Source organism: Mycobacterium paraffinicum, from assembly GCF_001907675.1.
GTDB classification, from domain to species: domain Bacteria; phylum Actinomycetota; class Actinomycetes; order Mycobacteriales; family Mycobacteriaceae; genus Mycobacterium; species Mycobacterium paraffinicum_A.
Genome location: NZ_MPNT01000001.1, coordinates 204,187 through 225,345 on the forward strand (window position 1 = coordinate 204,187; position 21,159 = coordinate 225,345).

The 21,159-nt window shown below is 66.2% G+C and carries 19 protein-coding genes; 4 read left to right on the forward strand and 15 right to left on the reverse strand.

From position 1 onward, the window contains the following. Window positions 1-94: 94 nt before the first annotated feature. The 7 genes from BRW65_RS00965 to BRW65_RS00995 form a co-directional block, all read right to left on the reverse strand. A complete protein-coding gene (locus BRW65_RS00965) occupies window positions 95-730 on the reverse strand; it encodes a TetR/AcrR family transcriptional regulator (RefSeq protein ID WP_073870164.1) in 636 nt (211 codons plus the stop codon). A 62-nt stretch (window positions 731-792) separates the two neighbouring features. Beyond that, window positions 793-2,286 carry an aldehyde dehydrogenase gene (locus BRW65_RS00970; RefSeq protein WP_073870167.1) on the reverse strand — a complete coding sequence of 498 codons (1,494 nt, stop codon included), beginning with the start codon at window positions 2,284-2,286 and terminating at the stop codon, window positions 793-795. Between the two features lie 18 nt (window positions 2,287-2,304). Further along, complete coding sequence (locus BRW65_RS00975; protein ID WP_073870170.1) at window positions 2,305-3,384, reverse strand: ketopantoate reductase family protein; 1,080 nt, start codon at window positions 3,382-3,384, stop codon at window positions 2,305-2,307. A 2-nt stretch (window positions 3,385-3,386) separates the two neighbouring features. After that, the gene (locus tag BRW65_RS00980; RefSeq protein WP_167373971.1) at window positions 3,387-5,156 is read right to left on the reverse strand and encodes a thiamine pyrophosphate-binding protein; all 1,770 of its coding nucleotides are present in this window, start codon (window positions 5,154-5,156) and stop codon (window positions 3,387-3,389) included. A 201-nt stretch (window positions 5,157-5,357) separates the two neighbouring features. Continuing rightward, window positions 5,358-5,942 carry a histidine phosphatase family protein gene (locus tag BRW65_RS00985; RefSeq protein ID WP_073870176.1) on the reverse strand — a complete coding sequence of 195 codons (585 nt, stop codon included), beginning with the start codon at window positions 5,940-5,942 and terminating at the stop codon, window positions 5,358-5,360. A gap of 124 nt (window positions 5,943-6,066) precedes the next feature. Next, window positions 6,067-6,972, reverse strand: a complete 906-nt coding sequence (locus tag BRW65_RS00990; protein ID WP_073870920.1) for an SDR family NAD(P)-dependent oxidoreductase — start codon at window positions 6,970-6,972, stop codon at window positions 6,067-6,069. A gap of 145 nt (window positions 6,973-7,117) precedes the next feature. Further along, window positions 7,118-8,047 carry an alpha/beta hydrolase gene (locus BRW65_RS00995; RefSeq protein WP_073870179.1) on the reverse strand — a complete coding sequence of 310 codons (930 nt, stop codon included), beginning with the start codon at window positions 8,045-8,047 and terminating at the stop codon, window positions 7,118-7,120. Window positions 8,048-8,190: 143 nt separating this feature from the next. Here BRW65_RS00995 and BRW65_RS01000 point away from each other — a divergent pair, with 143 nt between their 5' ends. From BRW65_RS01000 to BRW65_RS01015, 4 genes are all read left to right on the forward strand, one after another. Next, window positions 8,191-9,000 carry a thioesterase family protein gene (locus BRW65_RS01000; protein WP_073870923.1) on the forward strand — a complete coding sequence of 270 codons (810 nt, stop codon included), beginning with the start codon at window positions 8,191-8,193 and terminating at the stop codon, window positions 8,998-9,000. A gap of 107 nt (window positions 9,001-9,107) precedes the next feature. Continuing rightward, on the forward strand, window positions 9,108-9,938 hold the full coding sequence (locus BRW65_RS01005; protein ID WP_073870182.1) for an acyl-CoA thioesterase domain-containing protein: 831 nt from the start codon (window positions 9,108-9,110) through the stop codon (window positions 9,936-9,938). A 590-nt stretch (window positions 9,939-10,528) separates the two neighbouring features. Further along, a complete protein-coding gene (locus tag BRW65_RS01010) occupies window positions 10,529-11,395 on the forward strand; it encodes a mycofactocin-coupled SDR family oxidoreductase (protein ID WP_073870184.1) in 867 nt (288 codons plus the stop codon). Between the two features lie 252 nt (window positions 11,396-11,647). Next, a complete protein-coding gene (locus BRW65_RS01015; RefSeq protein WP_084187634.1) occupies window positions 11,648-12,133 on the forward strand; it encodes an SRPBCC family protein in 486 nt (161 codons plus the stop codon). A gap of 30 nt (window positions 12,134-12,163) precedes the next feature. Here the strand turns inward: BRW65_RS01015 and BRW65_RS01020 are convergent, their stop codons facing one another. The 8 genes from BRW65_RS01020 to BRW65_RS01055 form a co-directional block, all read right to left on the reverse strand. Then, on the reverse strand, window positions 12,164-12,628 hold the full coding sequence (locus tag BRW65_RS01020) for a nuclear transport factor 2 family protein (RefSeq protein WP_073870189.1): 465 nt from the start codon (window positions 12,626-12,628) through the stop codon (window positions 12,164-12,166). Between the two features lie 38 nt (window positions 12,629-12,666). Continuing rightward, window positions 12,667-13,728: an NAD(P)H-dependent amine dehydrogenase family protein gene (locus tag BRW65_RS01025; protein WP_073870192.1), complete on the reverse strand. Its 1,062-nt coding sequence runs from the start codon at window positions 13,726-13,728 to the stop codon at window positions 12,667-12,669. A gap of 16 nt (window positions 13,729-13,744) precedes the next feature. Beyond that, a complete protein-coding gene (locus BRW65_RS01030) occupies window positions 13,745-14,551 on the reverse strand; it encodes an enoyl-CoA hydratase-related protein (RefSeq protein ID WP_073870194.1) in 807 nt (268 codons plus the stop codon). Next, window positions 14,548-14,985: a Zn-ribbon domain-containing OB-fold protein gene (locus tag BRW65_RS01035; RefSeq protein WP_073870197.1), complete on the reverse strand. Its 438-nt coding sequence runs from the start codon at window positions 14,983-14,985 to the stop codon at window positions 14,548-14,550. Before BRW65_RS01035 ends, BRW65_RS01030 begins: the two co-directional genes overlap by 4 nt. Beyond that, window positions 14,982-16,151 carry a thiolase C-terminal domain-containing protein gene (locus tag BRW65_RS01040; RefSeq protein ID WP_073870200.1) on the reverse strand — a complete coding sequence of 390 codons (1,170 nt, stop codon included), beginning with the start codon at window positions 16,149-16,151 and terminating at the stop codon, window positions 14,982-14,984. The genes BRW65_RS01035 and BRW65_RS01040 overlap by 4 nt, the downstream gene beginning before the upstream one ends. A 58-nt stretch (window positions 16,152-16,209) precedes the next feature. Continuing rightward, on the reverse strand, window positions 16,210-17,412 hold the full coding sequence (locus BRW65_RS01045; RefSeq protein WP_073870203.1) for an FAS1-like dehydratase domain-containing protein: 1,203 nt from the start codon (window positions 17,410-17,412) through the stop codon (window positions 16,210-16,212). A gap of 69 nt (window positions 17,413-17,481) precedes the next feature. Further along, a complete protein-coding gene (locus BRW65_RS01050) occupies window positions 17,482-18,738 on the reverse strand; it encodes a CaiB/BaiF CoA transferase family protein (protein ID WP_073870206.1) in 1,257 nt (418 codons plus the stop codon). Next, a complete protein-coding gene (locus BRW65_RS01055; RefSeq protein WP_073870208.1) occupies window positions 18,735-21,125 on the reverse strand; it encodes a CaiB/BaiF CoA-transferase family protein in 2,391 nt (796 codons plus the stop codon). The genes BRW65_RS01050 and BRW65_RS01055 overlap by 4 nt, the downstream gene beginning before the upstream one ends. Window positions 21,126-21,159 lie beyond the last annotated feature (34 nt).

Consider the following 21,159-nt stretch of genomic DNA (forward strand, 5'->3'; position numbering starts at 1 on the left):
CGGTCGGTAGCGGGACCGGGCGGAACGGTCGCCTCCAGGCGCGCCTAGCCGAGGTCTTTCTTCGCCGAACACCGAGGTCTTCCCGGGGGCGGCGTCACTCCGCGGGGGAAAGGCCGATGCCGTCGAAGAAGATGGTCGCAAACATCTCGGCGATCTCCCGCGTCGTCATCGCCCCGCCAGGGTGGTACCACTGGTATGCCCAGTTGCAGGCCCCGAACATGGCCAGTGCGATCATCCGGGGGGGCAGGTCGCGTATCTCGCCGTTGGCGATTCCGCGCTCGATCTTGTCCTCGATAGCCGCGTAGTAATCCCGGTTTTTGGCCAGGATGGTGTTGCGCTGGTTGCGGGGCAGCTCGTCGAAGTTCTCGTAGAAGACGCGATGGTGGCCGTGGTGGCTGTCCAGGAGACCGAGAGCGTCGGCCATATCCTGCGTCAGCGACTCCCGAACCGTCCGCGCAGGGTCGTGCCTGGCCTGCTGCTTCTCGAGCAGGACGTCGATGAATTCCTCGTGGATCGCGAACAAGATGTCGCTCTTGCTCTTGAAGTAGTGGTAAAGCGACGGTTTCCGCAGACCGGCCGCAGCAGCGATCTGGTCGACGTTCGTCGACAGGTAGCCCTTTTTGTAGAACACCTTGGCGGCCGCCTTGGCGATGTCGCGGCGCTTGCGGTCATAGCCTGTGGTGTCTGCCCCACCGGACGCAGCGGCCGCGGTATTATTCCGGGGAGCCATCGGCGCAGGTTAACAGCCGGAATTGGGATGGTCAAGCCGACCGAATAGACGGTCGAGGATTGTCATCCCGGCGCGTATCGATTTGGTCGCCCGTCGAGGATGACGGTCTTGGTTTCGAGGTACGGGTACAGGCCCTCGCGACCACCTTCGCGACCGATGCCCGACTGTTTGAAACCGCCGAACGCGATTCCGACGTCGGTACGGAACGCATTGTGTCCCACCGTACCCGACCGCAACTGCGCCGCCACAGATCGCGCCCTTTCCACGTCCTCGGTGAACACCGACGCGTTGAGTCCGTAGATCGTGTCGTTGGCGATCCGCACGGCGTCGCGCTCGTCTGCCGCCGGGATGACGCTCAATACCGGGCCGAAGATCTCCTCGCGCGCGATCGTCGAGGCGTTGTCGACGTTGCCGAACACGGTAGGCTCGACAAAGTAGCCCCGCTCAAGACCAGCCGGTCGGCCGCCACCCGTCGCGAGGGTCGCGCCCTCGTCGATCCCGGTGCCCATCAGGCCGAGCACGCGCTCGAGCTGGCGATCGGAGGCCAGGGGTCCCATCTGAGATTCGGGATCGAAGGGATCGCCGACCCGCACTTCCGAGAAGATCGACGAGAGGGCGTCGACCATTTCGTCGTGGCGGTGTCGCGAGACGACGATGCGCGTCAGCGACGAGCACACCTGACCTGAAATCGAACATTCGGCCGACGCGATTGCCTGGGCCGCGCGCCCGAGATCGATGTCGTCCAGGACGACCGCCGCCGACTTGCCCCCTAGTTCGAGCGTGCAGCGCGCGATCCGCTCGCCGCAGATCGAGGCGATTCGTCGCCCCGCCGCCGTCGACCCGGTGAACGAGATCTTGTCGACATCCGGATTGCGCACCAGGAGCTCGGACACCTCGCGGTCCGCGGTCAGGACGTTGAGCACGCCGGGCGGCAGCCCGATGTCCTCGGCAATCTCGGCAAGCACGTAGCCCTCGCCGGGAGCCTCGGGTGACAACTTCAGTACCGCGGTGCAGCCGGCCAGCAGTGCGGGCGCCAGCTTGCTCGACATCAGCCCGAGCGGCGCGTTCCACGGCACGATCGCACCGACGACTCCGACCGGCTCGCGGACGAGCAGACCGAATTCGCCCCCCGCGGTCGGCGTCATCTCCTCCTCGAACCGGAAGGTGTCGGCTAGCGAGGCGTAGAAGTCGAAACGCCAGGCGGCGCCCGCGGCGACCCCGCGGGCCATGCTGTGCAGCACTCCGGCCTCGCGGGGCCACAGGCCGCCGATCTCCTCGCTGCGCTCGCGTAACCCGGCGGCTATCGCGCGCAGATACCAGGCGCGCTCCTCGTGGGTCAGGCGCGGCCATGGCCCCGTGTCGAACGCCCGGCGAGCGGCCGCCACGGCTCGTGCCATGTCGGCCGACTGCGCCTCGGCCACGGTGAACGCCGGCGTCTCGGTGGCGGAGTCGATCACGGTGATTGTCGCGTCGCCGGACGGCGCGACCCACTGCCCGTCGATGAAGAGCTTGTCGAGATGGCGCAGATTGATCGGCGGTCGATCGATCACGCTCATGGCGTCGGCCCCATCCGGTCAGCCTCCGTTCCTCAGCCGGGCGACCAACGCGGCCAGCGCCTCAATCGCCGAGCCGCTGTCACCGGGCCGGTGCTCGGTACCTTCGATCCGTTTGACGGCCTCGATCAGCGCCGCGCTCACCCTCGTCTCGAGCCCTAACGCCGCGCCCTTGGCGACGACGACGCCGTTGAGAAAATCGATCTCAGTCGGCCGGCCCTTCGCAACGTCTTGAGCCATGGACGGAATCACTTTCGCGAAGCGAAGATACTCCGCGCGGACCTTGGCCGCCGCGCGCTCATAGCTCCCCGGATCATCGAAGCCCCGCTCGAAGTCGGTCACGCTGGCGCCATAGAGATCGGCCTCGATCAACGTCACGCCGAGGGCGCGCGCGACGCCCACGCCCTCGACGCCGAGCGCCACGATGATGCTCAGCATGTCGTCGTCACCGACGGCGGTTCCGACGTCGGCGCCGGCCAGCGCGCACACCCCGTTGATCATCCCGTTGCGGATGACCTTGGTCCACAACTCGCCGTAGATGTTGTCGCTGACTTCGACCGCCACGGCCGTGCGGAGTCGCTGTGCGACGTCGTGCAGAACTTGCCGCCGTTGCCCATCGCCGCCGCCCAAGTCGCCGATCACCATCTTGCCGTCGGTACGCCGCTGACGGGCCCTGCCCGGCGCCACCAGTTGGCCGTCGAACAGGCAGATCGCGCCGACCGTGCGTTCGACTCCGATCAGGTCGGCGATCGTATCCTCGTTGAGCCCGTTCTGCGCCGACACCACCTGAGTGTCGGACCCGATCAACGGCTCGAGAATTTTGACCGTGTCCGCGGTCTGATAGGACTTGACGGCCAGGATCACCACGCGCGGAGCCGGTAGCCCCGCGCCCGCCAGCCGATCCAGGGCGACCACAGGCGCCGGCACGACGACCGTCTCGTCCGCATACTCCACCGCCAAGCCGCGGTCTCGGATCGCGGCGACATTCTCTTCCCATCCGTCGACGAGCAACACGCCGCCTCCGCGGGCCAGGCGACCCGCGAGAGTGGCGCCGATGCCGCCGATCCCGACGACCCAGACGCTCGGATCAGCTTGGGACATGACTACGACGCGGTGACGCGGGCGCCGTTACGCCCGGAGTCGGTGGATGCGGCCTGAGCGGCAGCCGTTCGCTTTTTCCACACCTCGATGCGGGAGCGCAACCGGTACGGCAGCGCCATCGGATCGATCTTGGCCGCGATGACCGTCGACGAGTTGCGTTTGAGGGCATCGCGCAAAGACGCGCCGAGCTCGGCCACCGACGTGACGTTCTCGCCGTGCAGCCCGAACGCCGTCGCCACCGCGGCGAAGTCCGGGTTGAACAGGGCACAGTCGGACTCCCGCCCGCCGAAAACGTATTCCTGGTAGATGCGATCGGCATTGAAGAAGCCGTCATCGAAGACGACCACGATGAGCTTGATCTCGTTGTGGCACAGGCTCGCCAGCTCGCCGAGCTGGAACAGCAGGCCGCCGTCCCCCTGCACGACGACCACCTCGCGCTCGGGTGCGGCGAGCTTGGCGCCCATCCCGGCGCACAGTGCGGAACCGGTCTCCTTGAAGACGTCGGACTGCAGCATCCCGGAACTCGCCAGGACGGGAAAGCTTTCCTCGCTGAGCCAGTTGCCCGTCGCAGAGCCGTCGGTGCAGACCAGGACGTCTGCCGGGAGCGCCGCGCGCAGCGCGCTCACGACGTCGCCGGGATGCATGCCGCGACCCGCGTCAACGTAATCGGCACGATCGGCCGCGATGGCCGCGAGGCCGCTTTCCCTGGCCCGTGTGACGCGTGCAGATCCCCAGTCGTCGCCCGGCGCGGCCCGGCCCGCCAGGGCGGTGACGAGGTGGGCAAGCGACGCGGCGAGGTCACCGGAGACCCCGACGGCGGCCGGGTAGTTGAGGTTGAAGACGCCGGGCTCGTCGTTGAGGTGCACGAGCGATTGCGGCACCGGCATCGTCCACGACACCGTCGACCACTCCGGGAAGGCCGTTCCCACCGCGACGCATACGTCGGCCTCCGCGAGCACTTCTGGCATCGCCCGAAACGACGCCGTTCCCATCGCGAGCGGATGATTCTCGGGAAAGACACCGCGGGCCATCTCGTCGGTGACGACCGGCGCGCCGAGCACCTCCGCAAGCTCCCGCAGCGCCGCCCGGGCGCCCGCGAAGTGGACTCTGTCGCCGGCCCAGATGATCGGTCGCCGCGCCGTCTGCAGCAGGGCCCGCGCCGCGTCTAGATCGGTCGTCGCCGGCTGCGCGACGCCCTCGGGTACGTCCGGCAGCTCGAACCCATCGATGCGCGTCACCAGGAAACTCGAGGGGAACAGCAGCTGTACGGGGCCTTGGCGAGGGGTCAGCGACAGGTCGATCGCGCGGGCGAGGCCGGGGCCGAGGTCCTCGGGTGCGACGACTTCGACCACGCCCTTGACGGTCGGAGCGAACAATGCGCCCAGGTCGGCGTCGTGCAGGACGCCACGGCCGAGCAATTCGGAGGGCACCTGCGGCGTCGCGACCACGAGTGGGATCCCGTCAGCCTGCGCCGACGCGACCCCGGTCAGCATGTTGGTGGCACCCGGTCCAGGTACGGCGAGGCATACCGCCGGGCGGCCGGTGACTTTCGCGTAGCCCACCGCGCCGTACGCGGCGGCCTGTTCGTGGCGGATGAAGATCGCGCGCGGGCCGCCGGGGTTCTCGGCCATCTTGCGCAGCAGCGAGAGCGTTTGCGTCCCAGGGAGGTTGAAGAGGAATGGCACGTCGCGCGCGGCGAGCGCAGCGGCGAAGCCATCATCTCCTGACAATGGCGTCTCGGGTGGTGATTCGACCGACCGGTCTGTCGACATGAGTTCCATTCAAGCTGTCTACGTACGCGCCCGTCAAGCCGACGCCGGTTCCCCGGATCGGCCGGTGAGTTGTTTGTTTTCGCGCACTACCAGGCGGCGCGCGATTGCCCGGCCGACGCCGCCACCGGGCCATGCCGGCTTCCGAAGCGCCGCAGCGGTTCTGCCATGAAATGACGGCGGAGGGAGAACCGCCGACGCGAGTCAGTGCTCTTCGGACCACCACTGCGTTCGATACAGCAGGTCCCAGACGTGATCGGTTACGTTGAGCGAAGCGAGGCTGAGGCCAGCGTCCTCGGAAACGAGCAGCCGGGTCACACTCGCATAGTCCGGCTGAACGCTGAACAATTGCTCGGTCTTCAGCACGGTGTGCACCATGACGTTGATCACGCCGCTGTGGGTGAACACCGCCACCGTCTGATCGTGCTCACCCGCTGCGATCACGTCGTCGACGGCCGCCTTGACCCGATCGACGAACTTTTTTGCAGGCGCGTCGCCCGGCAGCTGCCGATCAGCCGCCTGTTCAACCGACCTAGTATTCGCCAATCCATAGTCGTACTCGGCGAACCGCTCGTCGATGTCGATCGACATGCCAAGCTGGTCAGCCACGGGTGCTGCCGTCTGCACCGCTTGCAGCTGTGGGCTGCTCACGATCCGCGCAAGAGAAAACTTGCTCAGCGCGTCGGGCAAGCGTCGCGTCTGCTCGTTGCCGTCATACGAGAGATTGGGTTCTGACCCCGCGCCGGCGCCGCTCTGCGGTTTCGCGTTTCTGATCAGGAGTAGTTGCATGAATGCCGCCAAACGGTTGCGTGAAATGCCTTGCAGGAGGGGCTATTTAGCCCCATGCGCCTGATGCCGATGTCCGCCAACCTGCCGCCGCCGGGGACTGCGGACGGCTGGGCAACCGAAGACACTAGTGCGCCAGCATGACGGGCGGAAGTGCCTCGGGACCGACCATGCCGACGTTGCGCGAGAACGCCTCCTCGATCAGGTCGAACGCCTTCGGAAGGTCCCACGACCCGAGGGTGGAGATGCGGCTGACCAGATGCGGTTGGTCGTACAGGCCGATGTGATATCCGCCTGAGAGCAGCACCTGGCCGTTGCACCAGTCCGACCGCTCGCTGGCCAGGTAGGCAACCGCGGGCGCGACGTTCTCCGGCGCCCGCCACCCGAGGTCGTGATGCCCGGACTGGTCCTCGGGTATCACGTCGGTCATCCTCGTGCTCGCCCAAGGACTGATCGCGTTGGTCGTGACGCCGTAGCGGCTCAACGCGTTGGCGCAGGAGTAGGTCAGCCCGACGATTCCGTACTTGGCCGCCGCATAGTTCGGCTGGGTGGGCGCCCCGTGCATGCCCGACGCCGAAGTGAAATTGATGATGCGGTGGTGGGCGGTCTCGTCGCGGAGTCCCCGCCAGTAGGCGCTGGCGTGGCGGATGGTGTTGAACGTGCCCGTGAGATGCACGTTGACGACCGCGTCCCAGTCCTCGGGGTCGAGGTTGAAGATCATCTTGTCCCGCAGGATGCCGGCGACGTTGATGAGCACGTCGAGCCGACCGTAGGTGTCGATGGCCTGCTGGATCAGTTCCCCCGCCGAATCGTGGTCGGCAACGTCGGACCCGTTCACGACGGCCCGGCCGCCGGCGGCGACGATCTCATCGACGACCTTGCTCGCGGGTGTCGGGTCGGCGCCTTCACCGTCGACTGCCGCACCGAGGTCGTTGACGACGACCGACGCACCCTCGCGGCCGGCGAGGCGGGCGATGCCCGCCCCGATTCCGCGACCGGCCCCGGTCACGACGATCACCCGATCCTGCAGCATCCCGCCCACGCTTACGCTCCTTTGTGATGGCCACTCGCTAATGCCCGTCAGCCCGCGCCCGACGAATGCCGCTGTCCGTGGCCGATTCGACGACTCTACCTTCCCGACCGATCGGTCGGATGGTAGCCGCTGCTGCGGGCGGGAATCAAGGAAGGGCCGCGGCATCGGCGCCGAACCGCTCGCGCAGTAGGTCGCCGAGTTCGGCGACCGCTGCGTCGGCAGTCGGCAGGAAGTTCACCATCGTCAGAAACCCGTGGGCCTGATCGTCGTAATGGCGCCGGATCACCGGGACGCCGGCCTGCTGTAGTCGCTGCCCATAGGCGAGCACTTCGTCGCGGAGTGGGTCGTGGGCGGGAATGATCAGGTACGTCGGTGGCATGCCCGACAGGTTCTCGGTACGCAGCGGCGACGCGTCAGGCCGGACGCGGTCCGCGGCCGACGGCGCGTAAAGGTCCCAGTACCAAGCCATGTCGTTGCGACCCATCAGCGGGTTGTCGGCTTGCTCGCGGTAGGAGTCGGTGTCTAAGTCGTGGTCGACGACCGGGTAGGCGAGCACCTGCATCGCGATCCTCGGAGCACCCTCGTCTCGGGCAAGGCGCGCGCACACGGTCGCCAGGTTGCCGCCTGCGCTGTCTCCGCAGACCACGAGGGGCCCTTCGAGTTCTTCGGCGGCCACCCAGCCCAGCGTGGCATGGGCGTCCTGGACGGCACTCGGAAAGGGGTGTTCCGGGGCGAGCCGGTACTCGAGACTGACGACTTTGCAACCGGATTTGGCGGCCAGCATGCGGGCGAAGGCGTCGAACATGTCGAGCGTCCCGACGACCCATCCGCCGCCGTGGAGATAAAGGATCGTGGCATGAGGGCGGGCGGGGCGGTAAATGCGCGCCGGAAGGTCCCCTGCGGGGCCGGGGACGCAGACGTCGCGGACCTCCTCGACGTCCGGGCCGGGGCCCAGCATTGTGGGGAGATTGGCCGCTCGCTCGCGGCGCTGCGCGGGCGTGCAATGCGGTGCCGGCGGCGCGCCCGCGGACAGGAACATGTCGATCAACTCCTGGGAACGCGGATGCAGCGGCATGGAGGGCACGCGACGATATTACCGGGATACCGACTGACCGGTCGGACGATCGGGCCCGGCTGTGTAGTCTATCCGTCGGTACGGACGATGAGCGGTCAATGACGTCGAAGATCCGCGCCGCAGATTCTCCCGAGGAAGAATTGATGGACTCAGAGCGCGCCATTTTCACCCAGACCGACGCTGATCGTTTCGTTCCGATCAACCGCGTTGAGACTCGGAGTCGTTGGTCCGACGATCATCTCCAGGGGGGCGCCATTATTGGGCTGGCGGCTGTTGCTCTGGAATCACGTTTCGGATTGCCAGATTTCACACCGGCCCGGCTGACGGTCGACCTATTCAAGTCGGCTCGGACGGTACCGACCACCGCCAGGGTTGAGCTGGTTCGCGACGGTCGAAGGATACGGAACTCGGTGTGCATCGTCGAACAGGACGGCGTCGCGGTCGCGCGTGCCGTGCTGGTCCAATACCGCCGTAGCGACCCACCATACGGTGAAGAGTGGGTCTCCGAGCCGCCAGTCGTGCCGCCCCTAAACGATGATGATTCGTTCGTACAGATATACAGCGCGAACGTCGGTTGGACGTCGTCCGTTTCCGATCACCAGAATGCCAGGCGCAAACGTGTCGCCGTTCGAGGCGTCAATGTCGTTGCGGGTCAGGAGAATACACCTTTCGTGCGGACAGCGGCAGCCGTAGATGCCACCAGTCTGGTCACCAATCTCGGCACTGCGGGCCTGGGTTACATCAACGGCGACGTCACTCTCGCCCTTGCGCGCCTCCCCCGAGGCGAGTGGATCTTCATGCAGGCCGACACGCATTGGGCATCCGATGGCATCGCGGTCGGATCTGCGACGCTGTTGGACGATACCGGGCCGTTCGGCTCTGGTCTCGTGACGGCCCTGAGCAACCGAAGCGCTCAGATTGACTTCGCCAGCACGCCTTCAGACAATTCGTGAAGCAAAACCAGCGGTGGCCGGTGCTGCTGATCGAGACCAGGCTCGCCACCGACAATGCGGACGAGAAGGCAACCTTGTGAAGACCGAAGCTGGGCGAGGAAGTGTCGATGGATTCAGGTAGCGCCCACTTCTGGCAAACGGACACCAACGTTTTCGTGCCAACGGATTACGCCGAAGTACAGAGTCTATGGGGCGAGGATCATGTCGTCGGTGCCGCCGTTGCCGGGCTCGCGGCCCTCAGGCTTGACACCGCTTTCGGCCTGCCCGACTTCACCCCGGCACGCTTGACGGTCGATCTGTTCAAATCGCCCCGGAGGGTTCCCATGACCACGACGGTCGATTTGGTACGCGACGGCCGTCGGGTCCGAAACTCGGTGTGCACCATTGAGCAGGAGGGTGTCACCGTCGCTCGAGCCGTGCTCGTGCAGTACCGCCGTAGTGAGGCGCCGGACGGTCATGAGTGGACGCCAAAGGCGGAAAAGCTGGAGGCGCCCAGTCTGGAGGGTCTGACCGCGCAGAACGGATCGGTGCGGCAACTGCAGAGCACCGAACTCGGATGGACGTCAAAGATTGCCGATCACCAGAACGTGGCCCGCAAGCGCGTCGTCATCCGTAGCGTAGATATCGTTGCCGGCCAACCGAATACGCCATTTGTGCAAGCGGCCGCGGCCGCCGAAGCAACCAGCCTGGTCACGAACCTGGGCACTGCCGGTGTCGGCTACATCAACGGAGATCTAACCGTAGCGCTCGCCCGGCTGCCCCGCAGCGACTGGATCTGTGTGCACGCGGACACTCACTCGGTGTCAGACGGCATCGCCGTCGGTACGGCCACGCTGTTGGATAATGCCGGCGCATTCGGGTCTGGATTGGTGACTGCGTTGAGCAATCGGCATGCTCAGATAGATTTCGCTGAAACCAGCCCTGCCTCAGGTCAATAAGGGCAGCAAGGTGGTAACGGCGCCGCGTTGCCGTCCGTCAACTTTCGACGAACCGAGTCGTTGCAATCAGCCAGGCGCGAGTGCGGCCAGATCGAGCCCGTTGGGGTGCGTACAGGTGTGATGACCTCCCACAAATGGATTCCAGTACGGCTCACCGAGATCGGGTAAACCGTGGTGGTGAGGCGCGGTGATGGTATTGGTGCCTTTAATCCAGTCGCGTGAGGTGGGCGCCCCGCCGTCACCTGAGAACGCGCGGGACGCGCTCCTGGACCCCCGGGAAGCCGCCGGCCGTGCGGCGCGCTGAAATGCGTTTCGGTACCGACGACGCGGACACCTACAAGAGGGCGAGAACGGCTATCGCGTGTTCTCCCATCCAGGATTTCCAGAGAGTTGTCTTGTTCTTCGGGGCTGCTGCCCCGTCACTTGCCTGGCGCGTTTCCCGCCGACATGCGATCGCGGGAAACTAAGACGCCCGCTTTCAAAGTCTAGCTAATCCTCGGCCATTATCTAATGGCCATAGGTATGGTATGCGACTGAGCAGCGCTCACGGCAACATCACACTCAGGCCGACCGGGTAGGGAACGACGATCATGGGCAGAGTCGCGGGAAAGGTCGCGTTCATTACTGGCGCGGGAATGGGTCAGGGACGATCGCACGCGGTGCGGCTCGCCGAGGAGGGTGCCGACATCATCGCGACCGATCTTGGGGTTCCGTATGATCCGGCGGGGCAGCTGAGTTATGACCCCGCAACTCCAGAACAGCTGGAGGAAACGCGCGCGTTTGTCGAGGCGACGGGCCGCAAGTGCTTCACCATGGCGGCCGACGTCCGGAACCGCGACGCGCTGCAAGCCGCGGTCCACGCGGGCACCGCCGCGGTCGGCCCGATCGACGTCGTCGTCGCCAACGCCGGGGTCCTATCGGTGCACGCCAGTTCGCTCGAGGTTTCCGACGCGACCTTCGACATGGTCGTCGATACCAACCTGAAGGGCGTCTGGAACACCATCCTCGCGACCGCGCCGGGGATGATCGAGCGGAAAGTGGGCGGCTCGATGATCCTGGTCAGTTCGGCTGCCGGCCTCCGAGGCCACCTCGGGTATGCCCACTACGCGGCAGCCAAGCATGGCGTTGTCGGGCTCATGCGAGCGTTCGCGAACGAGCTCGCGCCGCACCGGATCAGGGTGAACAGCATTCACCCCACCTGCGTCGCGTCACCCGGGATGGGTCTTGCCTGCGGGGTCGGGGCGATGGAGATCTTCATGGCCAACCCCAGGATGGCGATGCAGGCAACGAACCTGCTTCCCGACCTCGATACCGACCCGGATGAGCCCTATCAAGGCGTCCCCGGTCTCACCGAGAACGAGGTTTCGCATACGGTGCTCTTCCTCGCATCGGATGAGGCTCGCTACATCACCGGGATCACGATGCCAGTTGATGCCGGTTGCACGAACAAGCCCTGAGAGGCGGTTACTTTCTCCGCACGGACCGGTGGCTGCCCGTAGCGAGCCGCCCATCGGGGTACCACCGCTAGCGAACGCGGAAACGCACTCGGAACGGCCACGCTGCCGGATGGTTTCGGGTGCATTCGACTCTGGCTTGGCGGCTGCGGGACACACTCGGATTGATTTCGCCGAAACCACGCCCGCTTTAAGTTAATGAACTTTAATAACGTCGGATAGGGCAGCCGTATGTAGACCCAGATCGGAGGAACGATGACCGACCAAAATGCTGAGGCTGTCGACCCGTCAATCTTTACGACCAATCCGCACCCTCTCGTGTTCGAAGCGGTGATCGCGGCGCCCGTTGAGAGAGTATTCGACGCAGTTGCGGCTCACCCCGAGACGTGGCATCGGTGGTATCCCATGGTGGGCAAGAACTGCCGGTACACGACACCGCCACCGCACGGTGTGGGTTCTGAACGGTATATCACCTCATTCGGTTGGACGATTCGAGAGCGCATCATCGTCTGGGATGAACCTCACCGCTGGGCGTTCTATGTTCTGCCCGGCCAGTTACCCGGCCAGGCCTTTGCCGAGGATTACCGTTTCGAACCGGCTGTCGGCAAGACCAGATTCACATGGACGGTAGCGATAGAGGGATCTCGCGCTGCTCACTTCGGTATGAGTATCACGGGAGGTCCGGTTTTCAGGCGCGCGGTAACCCGCCTAGAACGCGAATTGACAACGAAGACCACATAAGTCAAGGCGTTACCAGAGCGCAATAGCGCATCAGTGCGCGTCGCCACCTTGTCTGGCCACCGAAACGATGGTGCGGCACTCGATCAGCCAAGCTCCGTCACTGTCTCGCCGCATCCGGTCTCTGAAACGACCGATGAGGCTGAGGGCGGCCCGCCCTTCCGCGTTGCGGACCACAACCTGAAAGTCGGTCTCCACGGTCGCGCGGTCCCCGTCGAGATCGATCACGGGGTTTGAGCCGATATGAAGTGAGCGCGGCTGGGTGAAGAGATTTCCTTCATCTGTCCAGCGACCGGGCGTGCCGCCCGAGAAGGCGCCCTCGAACAGTGCGCCGATGGCGTCGCGGCCGTGATGGGTCTGGCCGGCGGTCTGAAACGTGGCGTCCTCATGGAACAGGGACGTGAGGCGTTCGGCGTCACCGTCGTCGTTGTAACGCATGTATCTTTCGATGACGTCCCTGATTTTGAGGCGCTCCAGCCACTCCTGCACATCGTCCACGCGTAACTCCTTGCATTACTTAGTGATTCGCGCCCCGACTAGCGCACGACACCACGCCCGGTGATCAGTCCGACATCGTTGGCGCCCAGCATCCCCGGCGCCGCTTGGCAGACCTTGGGGATCGCGTGCAGCACACGCATGGCGGTGATGAGCAGGCCCGCCGTATTGTGATCGCCGTCCTCGCCGACCATCTCGATCTCTGCCCGCATGGCCGGCGATCCCTCCACGGTGATGGTGTAGGCCTTTCCGGAGGACTGCGGCCAGTCAGGCGCCGCGTCGTCGTGCATGCGGTTGACGTGCCCGACGCCGATCAATGGGCGCCCCGCGACGATGCCCTGGAGTTCGAATCTCAACGCCGCGGTTGTACCCGCCGGGATGATTCGGCCAGACGAAAGGTGAAGTTCCACTTCGGTATTCCAGCGCTCGACGACTTCGACGATGTCGTCGAGCTCGACCCCGAGTCCTTCCGCGATGCTATGGACCGAACCGCCCCCGAGGCGCTTGAGCACACCCGGCGCAAGAAACGGGGGGACGTACTGCGGCGGTTTGCCGAAGCCCATCATCTCGAACAGGATCTCCGGCTGTTCGTAAGTGGCGTAACTCGATACCTCCTGGACCCGGATGAAATCCAGTCGCTCAACCGCACCTGTCAGGGCCAGCGGAATGACCTCCGTCGAAAACCCTGGATCGTTACCGGACGTGAAACACGACGTGCCGCCGGCCTGACAGGCCGCTTCGATCTGCGCGAGAACCGCTGGTTCGGCACTACCTCGATGCAGCAGGCTCACCACGGATGTGGAGACCACGTTGGCACCGGTTTCGAGCGCGAAGCAGATGTCGTTGACGGCATCGTAGGGACGGCGGTCGCCGGCGGCTGTGTAGCACACGACGTCTGGCGATAAAGCAAGCGCTTCCGCCGGGTCGCTCGTCGCGAGAATTCCGACCTTGTCGAGGCCGCACAGTTCGCCGGCGTCAACCCCAATCTTTTCGGCGTTGTGCACGACGACGCCGACGAGTTCGAGATCCCGGTGCTCGATGATGGCCTTCAGGGCCATGCGACCGACGTTGCCGGTTCCCCAGAGCACCACCCGGTAAGTCATACGCTGACCGCGCCGGCTAGCCGAGGTCGATCGGCCCCGCATCGGCCCAAACGGGCTCCCGCTTCTCGGCAAATGCCTTCGGCCCCTCCTTGGCGTCGCCGCACTTGAGCACGATGCGGGCGGCGGCCTTATTCAACTCCCACGCATCGGCCTCGGTGGCCTCCAGCGACCGAAGCATCAGCTCGCGCGACACCAGCACCGAAGTCGGCGAGGCAGAAGCAAAGCTGCGCGCCAGCCGCAGCGCCTCGGGCAGCACCTGATCGGGGGCCACCACCTCGTTGACCAGTCCGAGCTCGAGCGCCCGCTGAGCACTGATCGGCTCACCCGACATCACCATCTCCAGCGCGACGGACCGCGGGATGCGCTTGGCCAGCCGAATCACCCCGCCGGCGCCGGCGTGCATACCGACCTTGACCTCGGGCAGGGCGAACTTCGCGCTCGACGCGGCGATCGCGCAGTCGGCGGCGAGCAGGATCTCCAGGCCGCCACCGAACGCGGTGCCGTTCACCGCGACCACCAGCGGCTTGACCAGCTTGCGCGACGTGATGCCGGCGAACCCCCCCTTCTCGGTGAAAAAGCCGCCCTTCGGCCCGACCTTGGCGAACGCCCGCAAATCCATTCCCGCGCAGAAGGCCTTCTCCCCCGCCCCGGTCAGCACGACGGCGCGCACCTTGGGGTCGGCGTCGAGATCGTCGAGCGCCGCCTCGATTCCGGCGGCGACATCCGGGTCGATGACGTTGCGGGCGTCGGGCCGGTTGATCGTGATGATGCCGACCCATTCCTCGCGCTCGACGAGAACCTTGGGCGCCTCTGTTTCGCTCATGTGTCACTCTCTGTGTCGGTTGGTTCAAAGTGCAGGAACGTCACCTCTGGGGTCGCGTCGAGAAAGGTGCCGCGGACCCGCTGCCCGATGTGGATCTCCTCGGGGGTCACGTTGTTCACCGGGCCCACGAGCTTGACCTCGGGGGCAGCATCCAGCTCCACCACCGCAACCGAATACGGCAGTTCGGAATCGAACTTCGATCCGGTCGCGTGGTGCTGGGTCGTGAACGAATAGATCGTTCCCGTCGGGTCGACCTCGGTCCACGACAGCGCGAAACTGGTGCAGTTGCTGCACATTTGGCGCGGGTACCACAGCCACGTCTGGCAGTCGTCGCACCGCTGCACCAGAACCTGGTGGCGCTTGAGGCCCTCCCAATGCGGTTGGTCGGTTTCCGTCGGCCTCGGCAGCGGTTTCTTGTACTCGACGTCACTCACTTCAGGCCTCCTTCCAACAGAACCACGGCGTTGTCGCCGAAGTCACCGCTGCCCGTGACCAGTCCCCGCTTGGCGCCCGTCACCTGCGCCTCGCCCGCGGTTCCACGCAGCTGCTTGACGGCTTCGGTGATGTGGTTGATGCCCCACAGATGCGCCTGCGAAAGCAGACCTCCGTGCGTGTTGACCGGCAGCGAACCGCCCACCCGGGTACTGCCGGCCATCACGAAGTCCGCGGCTTCGCCCTGACCGCACAGCCCCAACAGTTCCAACTGCCACAGCACGTTGAACGTGAATGCGTCGTAGAGCTCGGCGAAGTCGACGTCGCCGGGCTTCCAGCCGGCCTGAGCGAAGGCGCGTTTGCCCGCCTCGGCCATGCCGGTGTGCAGGAACCGCCGCCGAGTGGTCGGCTGGTCGGCCTGGCCGGGGTGTCCCTCGGCAGCGCCCCGGATGGCGACGGCGTTGCGGTCGCCGGGCTCGGCCGCCGCGACGATGTAGGCCGCACCTCCATCAGTTTCGCGACTGCAGTCGTACAGCCGGAAAGGCGCGCTGATCATGCGCGAGGACTGGTGATCCTCGACGGTGATCTCTTTGGCGCCAACGGCTTTGCCGTTCATCAGTGCGTGCCTGGCCTGGGCAACAGCCACGTGCGCCATCGGCTCGGTCGACTTCCAGCCGTTTTCGTACATGTAGCGCTGCGCCCACATCGCGTAGTACTGGGCCGGCACCAGCAGGCCGTGCACACCCTCGTAGTTGCGGCGCATGCTGGGGGCTTCGCCGAACATCAGCGTCGGGCCCCGGCGTCCGAGCCGCGCCCCGGACCGGCCGTTGAACCCGTAGCAAACCAAAATCCGCGAAGCCAAACCGTTTTCGATCGCAGTCTTGGCGTGGATGAGCGCCGCCGCGGGCCCGGCCCCGCCCAACACCACGGCCGCGTGGTACCGCAGGTTTTCGATTCCCAGGTTGGTCGTCAGGTCCTCGGTGGTGGCACCGACGACCGTCGGGATGATGATGCCGTCGATATCGTGCGCGCCGAGCTTAGCGTCGGCCAACGCCGCTTTGGTCGCCTCGAGGCTCAGCCGAAGATCCGAAACGCCTGACTCTTTGGAGAACTCAGTCTCACCGATGCCGACGATCGCGGCCTGCACGTCGTTCTTGAGCGTGGTCATGCGCGCCCCCGGTCACCACGGCCGGCGCCGAAGCGCCGCCCGTGGCGCACTGCTGACATCACTTGTCCGCGGTGAGATTGCGCGGGATCGGCGTCACGACCGGACCGTCCGCCTTCGACGGCAACAGCACGGTGGCCTTGGCTGTGGAGTTCGTCTCACCACGCTGATTGTCGGCATGCATGTCGATCGAAATCAGGTGGTAACCGTCGACGACTTCCTTGCCGGTCACAGTTCCGTGCCAGGTTGTCGTGTCGCCGAGCAGGTTGGGCCGCTTGACCGTCGCCGACAGCGTGTGCAGGAAGCCGTCGTCGCCCATCCAGTCGGTGAGCATGTGGGCACCCCACGAGATGCGCTGAGGGCCAATGTCATACGCGCCGCCCATGCCGACGTCCTCACCGGTCTTCTTCTCCAGGTGACCACGTCCGGCGGAGTCTTTTGCGCCGGTCCTCTCGGAAATGTGGTAGTCCTGGTGCCGGGTGCGGTAGCGCACGGCGTCACCGTGCGCGCCGCCGTACGGACCCGCGCCCGACCAGCCCGCGTACCAGGCGATCATGTCGGTGGAGGTCAGCGGGCCCTTGACCCTAGGCGGCAGCACCTCACCAATTTCGACGTCCTCGGCGTAGCGCGGCTTGGCGCCGCGTGGCATCTCCTCGATCAGGGCCCGTTCGATCGCGGCAAGCTCGTCGGCGGTGTACTCGTACTCTTCGCGCGCCTTGTACTTCTGCTTGCCTTCCTTCTTCAGCGCGTTGCCGCGTGGGGTCCGCGCGCACTTGCCGAACGCCTCGCCGACCATCAAACCGTCGGACCGGCGCAGGTAGCGGATGTGGCCGGTCTGCAGCAACCAACGGCTGGCGAACTCGCCGCCCTTCACGTCCTGCTTATAGAACACCGCGGGGGCGTCGAACGCGTCGCCGCGCTTGATCACGTCGTACCAGATCCAGTCGGTGCCGGCGTAGAGCCACTGCACGCCGGCAAGGCGCGGTGCCACGGTTGTCCCGTCGACCGAATAGAGGATGGTCGGCGGGGCAAGCATGGCGCCCCACCGGGTGCCCTTGCCGTACTCGGGGTCGCGCCACAGCGGGTTGCGATCACCGATGCCCTGGGCGAAATGCTGGATCGCGTCGACGTTGACCTCGGTAACCCAGCCCGCCATCCGGTCACGCCGCAACTGAGTCCCGAGCAATTCGGCTGCGTAGGCGATGGTCTCGTCGGTGATCTCGCCCCACGGCAAGTCCGTCCGCTTCTCCGATACTTCGGTCATGCTTGGTATTCCTCTCTATCTTTCAACCGAATGTGTTCTTGTCTCTTGCGCGATTTGTGGTCGTACGGGCTAGACGGTCGAGACGCTGGCCGACGAGGCCGTATGGACGACCCCGGCGGCGACCAAATCGCCGATCTCCCCCTCCGAAAGTCCGTGCTCGCGTAGGACCTCGACCGTGTCGGCCCCCGTGGGTGCCGGCACGCGTCTCACCGGCTGGGTGAAGCCCGAGAAACGGATGGGGCTGCCGATGGCCCGAACCTCGCCAACGCCAGGCATGTCGTAACGCGCGATGAGCTCGTTCGCGTCGAGCTGCGGGTGCGACCACAGCTGGTCGAACTCGAGCACCGGTCCGTAGGGGATCTCGCCGGCCAACAATTCCGTCCACTCGGCCTCGGTGCGCTGGCGGATCACGTCCTGCACCGCGGCGATCGTCGCCACCCGGTGCTCGCATCGCGCGGCGTTGGTCGTGAACCGATCGTCGGATGCAAGCGCAGGCATCCCGGCCAACTCGGCGAAGCGGGCCCAATGCCAGTCGCTGTAGATGCAGACCATCACCCGTCGGTCGTCGCGCGTCGTGAACGCTTCGGCGGGCACGATCTGCCCGTGGGCCGTTCCGAGCAGGGGCGGGTTCTCGCCGGTGAACTGAAACTCGGTTTCGCGCATGGTGAGAAGGCCCACCGCGGTCGAGAACAGCGAGGCGTCGACTCGCTGGCCGACGCCCGTGCGCATGCGGTCGTACAGCGCGGTGACGACACCGAACGCCGCCAGGCGCCCCGACACGACGTCGGTGATGGCGGCGCCGACCTTCGCGGGGCCACCCTCCGGCGAGCCGGTGATCCCGACGACGCCGCCTGCGGCCTGAGCGATCGGATCCATCGCGAGCCAGTCGCGCATCGGGCCCGTCTGGCCGAAGCCGGTGATGGACGCGTAGATCAGCCTCGGGTTGAGGGCGCGCAGAGTGTCGTAATCCAGGCCGTGGCGCTCCCAGGTCCCGGGCCGGGCGTTCTCCATCACGACGTCGGCGGTGCTGGCCAGCTTCTGGATGAGCTCGCGACCGCGCGGGTCGCGGTAGTTGATGCTGACGAACCGTTTGTTGCGCTGACAGGCGAGGAAGAAGGTGCTCCAGCCGCCCGGGAACGTCACACCCATCCCGCGCTGCGGCTCGCCCGCGGGTGGCTCGATCTTGAGGATGTCGGCACCCAAGTCGCCGAGTACCATCGACGCGACGGGCCCCGCCGCCCAGTGGGTGAGGTCGATGATCTTGATGTCGCTGAGGGGGCCGGGCCGCTCGCGGCTGGTGTCAGCTGACGCAGATGACTCAGTCATGCGGTCTCCTTAATGGCCGCGCCGAACGGGTCCAGTCCGTCAAACGCGCCGGATCGGGCCAACTCCGCGATGTCGTCCTCGGTAAGCCCGAGCTCGCGGAGAACCTCGAGGGTGTGCTCGCCGAGATCGGGCGCGCGCATGGTCACCGCCGATATGGCCGGCTGGCCGTGCAGCGGTGAGCCGTACACCGGAACGAAGCCGATCAGGTGGTGGTCGAGCTCGACCACCACGTCGCGTTCGCGCACATGCGCGTCGATCATCAGCTCTTCGACGCCGTAAGCCGGTGCCGCGGCGATCCCGGCCGCCTGCAGTTGCTCGGTGGCCTCGTCGGCGGACCGCGTCCGCGTCCACTCGGAGATCAGCTTGTCGATGTCGTCGGCGACCTCGCGGCGGCTTGCGGCACCGGTGCGGGCTGCAATCTCGGCGGGCGCCGCCACGATGGTGGCGAGCGCGGCCCACTCCCGCTCGTCGCGCACCGCGACGCTGATCCACGCGTCGTCGCCTTGGCTCGGGTACATGCCATGCGGGAAGTGCATGCGGTGGCCGTTGCCGATGGGACTGAGGTCGGCGCCGTCGAGCTGCCGCGCGGCGAATAGTGGGGCGATCGTCGCGGCGTGGACCTCGATCATCGACAAGTCGATGACGGTGCCGACGCCGCGCGTGCGGGCCCGATGCAGCGCGGCGAGCAGGGCCACCGCCCCGAAGGAGGCAACGGTGATGTCGCCGAGGTTGAGCGCGACCATCCCGAGCGGTGGTTCGCCCGGATAGCCGGCGAGGACGTCGAGCCCGCCGATCGCCGTGCTTTGCGGTGCGTAGCCAGGTAACGCAGCGTCGGGACCCTCCTGGCCCGCCATACTGATCCGAAGCACGACGAGCCCGGCGCGAATCCGCTGCAGCTCTTCCATCGGGAGCCCGAGGCGCTCAAGCGAGCCTGCGCCGATATTCTCGACCACGACGTCGGCCCCCGCGACTAGCTGCGTCAACACCGATCGACCCGCCTCGGAGCGCAGGTCCAGTTGAACGCTGCGCTTACCGCGGTTCACGGCGTTGAAGTGGGGCATCATGTTCGGCGTCCCACCGGCGTCGCCGGATTCAACGTCTTCGATCAGCGGGAGGCCCTGGCGGGAGGCGTCCAGATGGGTCCGGGACTCGACCTTGATCACGTCGGCCCCCATGTCGGCGAGGAACTGAGCGGCCATCGGCCCGCTCATCACCCAGCTGAGGTCGACGACTCGCAGACCGGCGAGCGGCAACCCGGATGGGCGCGAAGAGCGTGCGCTGACTCGCCGGCTCGGTGCGCTCGCGCCCTGGCCCGAGGCCGGGCGGTCTTGAAATGGAAGGCCGGGCATATCGATCTCGCGTCCACCGACAGTCACCGAGCGCAGGAATCCGCGGTGCCGGAACTGCTTCGACTCACGCAGATCGTCGATGGTCTCCATCGGGCCGAGCGGGATGCCGCGTTGCACGCTGAGTGCGCGCAGCTCGTCCTTGGTGTGGTTCGCCAGCCACCCGGAGACGAGCTCGTCGAGCTCGTCGGCATACAGCTCACCGTTACGGCGGCGGTCGGCGAATCGGGGGTCCTTTGACCACTCTGGTTGGCCCATCGCGTCGAGCAGGCGCTTCCACTGGTGGCCGGCGAGGAACGCCAAGCAGACACGACCGTCCGCGCACGGCAGCGTCGTGAATGGGTAGGGGTTGGGCTTACGGTGGCCGGCTCGGCGCGGCACCTGTCCGGAGAACAACGACAGGCTGTACAGGCCGGTCATGTGGCTGGTGGCGAGCGCCTCATATTCGGCGACGTCGATTTGGGCGCCCCGCCCGCCGAGTAACGCGCCGAGCGTGCCGGCGAGTCCGGAAAGCGCAGCCTGGAAGGTGGCGAGCATGAACGGCGGGACGAGCGGCTCGCGCCCGGGTTCACCGACGTACACGGCCGGGCCTCCGAAGGCGCAGACGTTGAGTTCGTCGCCGCGATATGCGGCGTAGGGCCCAGTGGTGCCGAACGGGGTGATGAGTAGCTGCACGCCGTCGTAGGGGACTCCGCCGCGGCTGCTCGAGAACGGTTCGCCCGCACCGGTTTCCGCCGATGTCAGCAAGATGTCGGCGTCCGCGATCAGCGAGCCGAGACCCGGCGGAAGATCGCCGTCGACGGTGATCGTTCGCTTCTCGCGGTCCCAGGCGACGCCCATCGCGCGTTCGTCGACGAGCGGATGCACGCCGCTGATCGATGCCCCGGCACTGATCGCGGACTCGACGCGGACGACGTCGGCGCCCATCGATGCGCAGATCGAAGCGGCGACCCTGATCGATGGACGGCCGGCGAGCTCGACCACCCGCACCCCGTCAAGCAGGCTCGGGATCGTCACCTCTGGCCCGTCCTCTCCGTGCATGTCGTGACGAGCGTATCAGACCGACTGGACGGTC

Bases quoted from the DNA above. Each gene is read 5' to 3' on its own strand.
- BRW65_RS00980 (WP_167373971.1), bottom strand. From the start codon at position 5,156: ATGTCGACAGACCGGTCGGTCGAATCACCACCCGAGACGCCATTGTCA.
- BRW65_RS00995 (WP_073870179.1), bottom strand. From the start codon at position 8,047: ATGCCGCTGCATCCGCGTTCCCAGGAGTTGATCGACATGTTCCTGTCC.
- BRW65_RS01030 (WP_073870194.1), bottom strand. From the start codon at position 14,551: ATGAGCGAAACAGAGGCGCCCAAGGTTCTCGTCGAGCGCGAGGAATGG.
- BRW65_RS00965 (WP_073870164.1), bottom strand. From the start codon at position 730: ATGGCTCCCCGGAATAATACCGCGGCCGCTGCGTCCGGTGGGGCAGAC.
- BRW65_RS01055 (WP_073870208.1), bottom strand. From the start codon at position 21,125: ATGCACGGAGAGGACGGGCCAGAGGTGACGATCCCGAGCCTGCTTGAC.
- BRW65_RS00975 (WP_073870170.1), bottom strand. From the start codon at position 3,384: ATGTCCCAAGCTGATCCGAGCGTCTGGGTCGTCGGGATCGGCGGCATC.
- BRW65_RS01050 (WP_073870206.1), bottom strand. From the start codon at position 18,738: ATGACTGAGTCATCTGCGTCAGCTGACACCAGCCGCGAGCGGCCCGGC.
- BRW65_RS00970 (WP_073870167.1), bottom strand. From the start codon at position 2,286: ATGAGCGTGATCGATCGACCGCCGATCAATCTGCGCCATCTCGACAAG.
- BRW65_RS01005 (WP_073870182.1), top strand. From the start codon at position 9,108: ATGGATTCAGGTAGCGCCCACTTCTGGCAAACGGACACCAACGTTTTC.
- BRW65_RS01025 (WP_073870192.1), bottom strand. From the start codon at position 13,728: ATGACTTACCGGGTGGTGCTCTGGGGAACCGGCAACGTCGGTCGCATG.
- BRW65_RS01015 (WP_084187634.1), top strand. From the start codon at position 11,648: ATGACCGACCAAAATGCTGAGGCTGTCGACCCGTCAATCTTTACGACC.
- BRW65_RS00990 (WP_073870920.1), bottom strand. From the start codon at position 6,972: ATGCTGCAGGATCGGGTGATCGTCGTGACCGGGGCCGGTCGCGGAATC.
- BRW65_RS00985 (WP_073870176.1), bottom strand. From the start codon at position 5,942: ATGCAACTACTCCTGATCAGAAACGCGAAACCGCAGAGCGGCGCCGGC.
- BRW65_RS01000 (WP_073870923.1), top strand. From the start codon at position 8,191: ATGGACTCAGAGCGCGCCATTTTCACCCAGACCGACGCTGATCGTTTC.
- BRW65_RS01045 (WP_073870203.1), bottom strand. From the start codon at position 17,412: ATGACCGAAGTATCGGAGAAGCGGACGGACTTGCCGTGGGGCGAGATC.
- BRW65_RS01040 (WP_073870200.1), bottom strand. From the start codon at position 16,151: ATGACCACGCTCAAGAACGACGTGCAGGCCGCGATCGTCGGCATCGGT.
- BRW65_RS01010 (WP_073870184.1), top strand. From the start codon at position 10,529: ATGGGCAGAGTCGCGGGAAAGGTCGCGTTCATTACTGGCGCGGGAATG.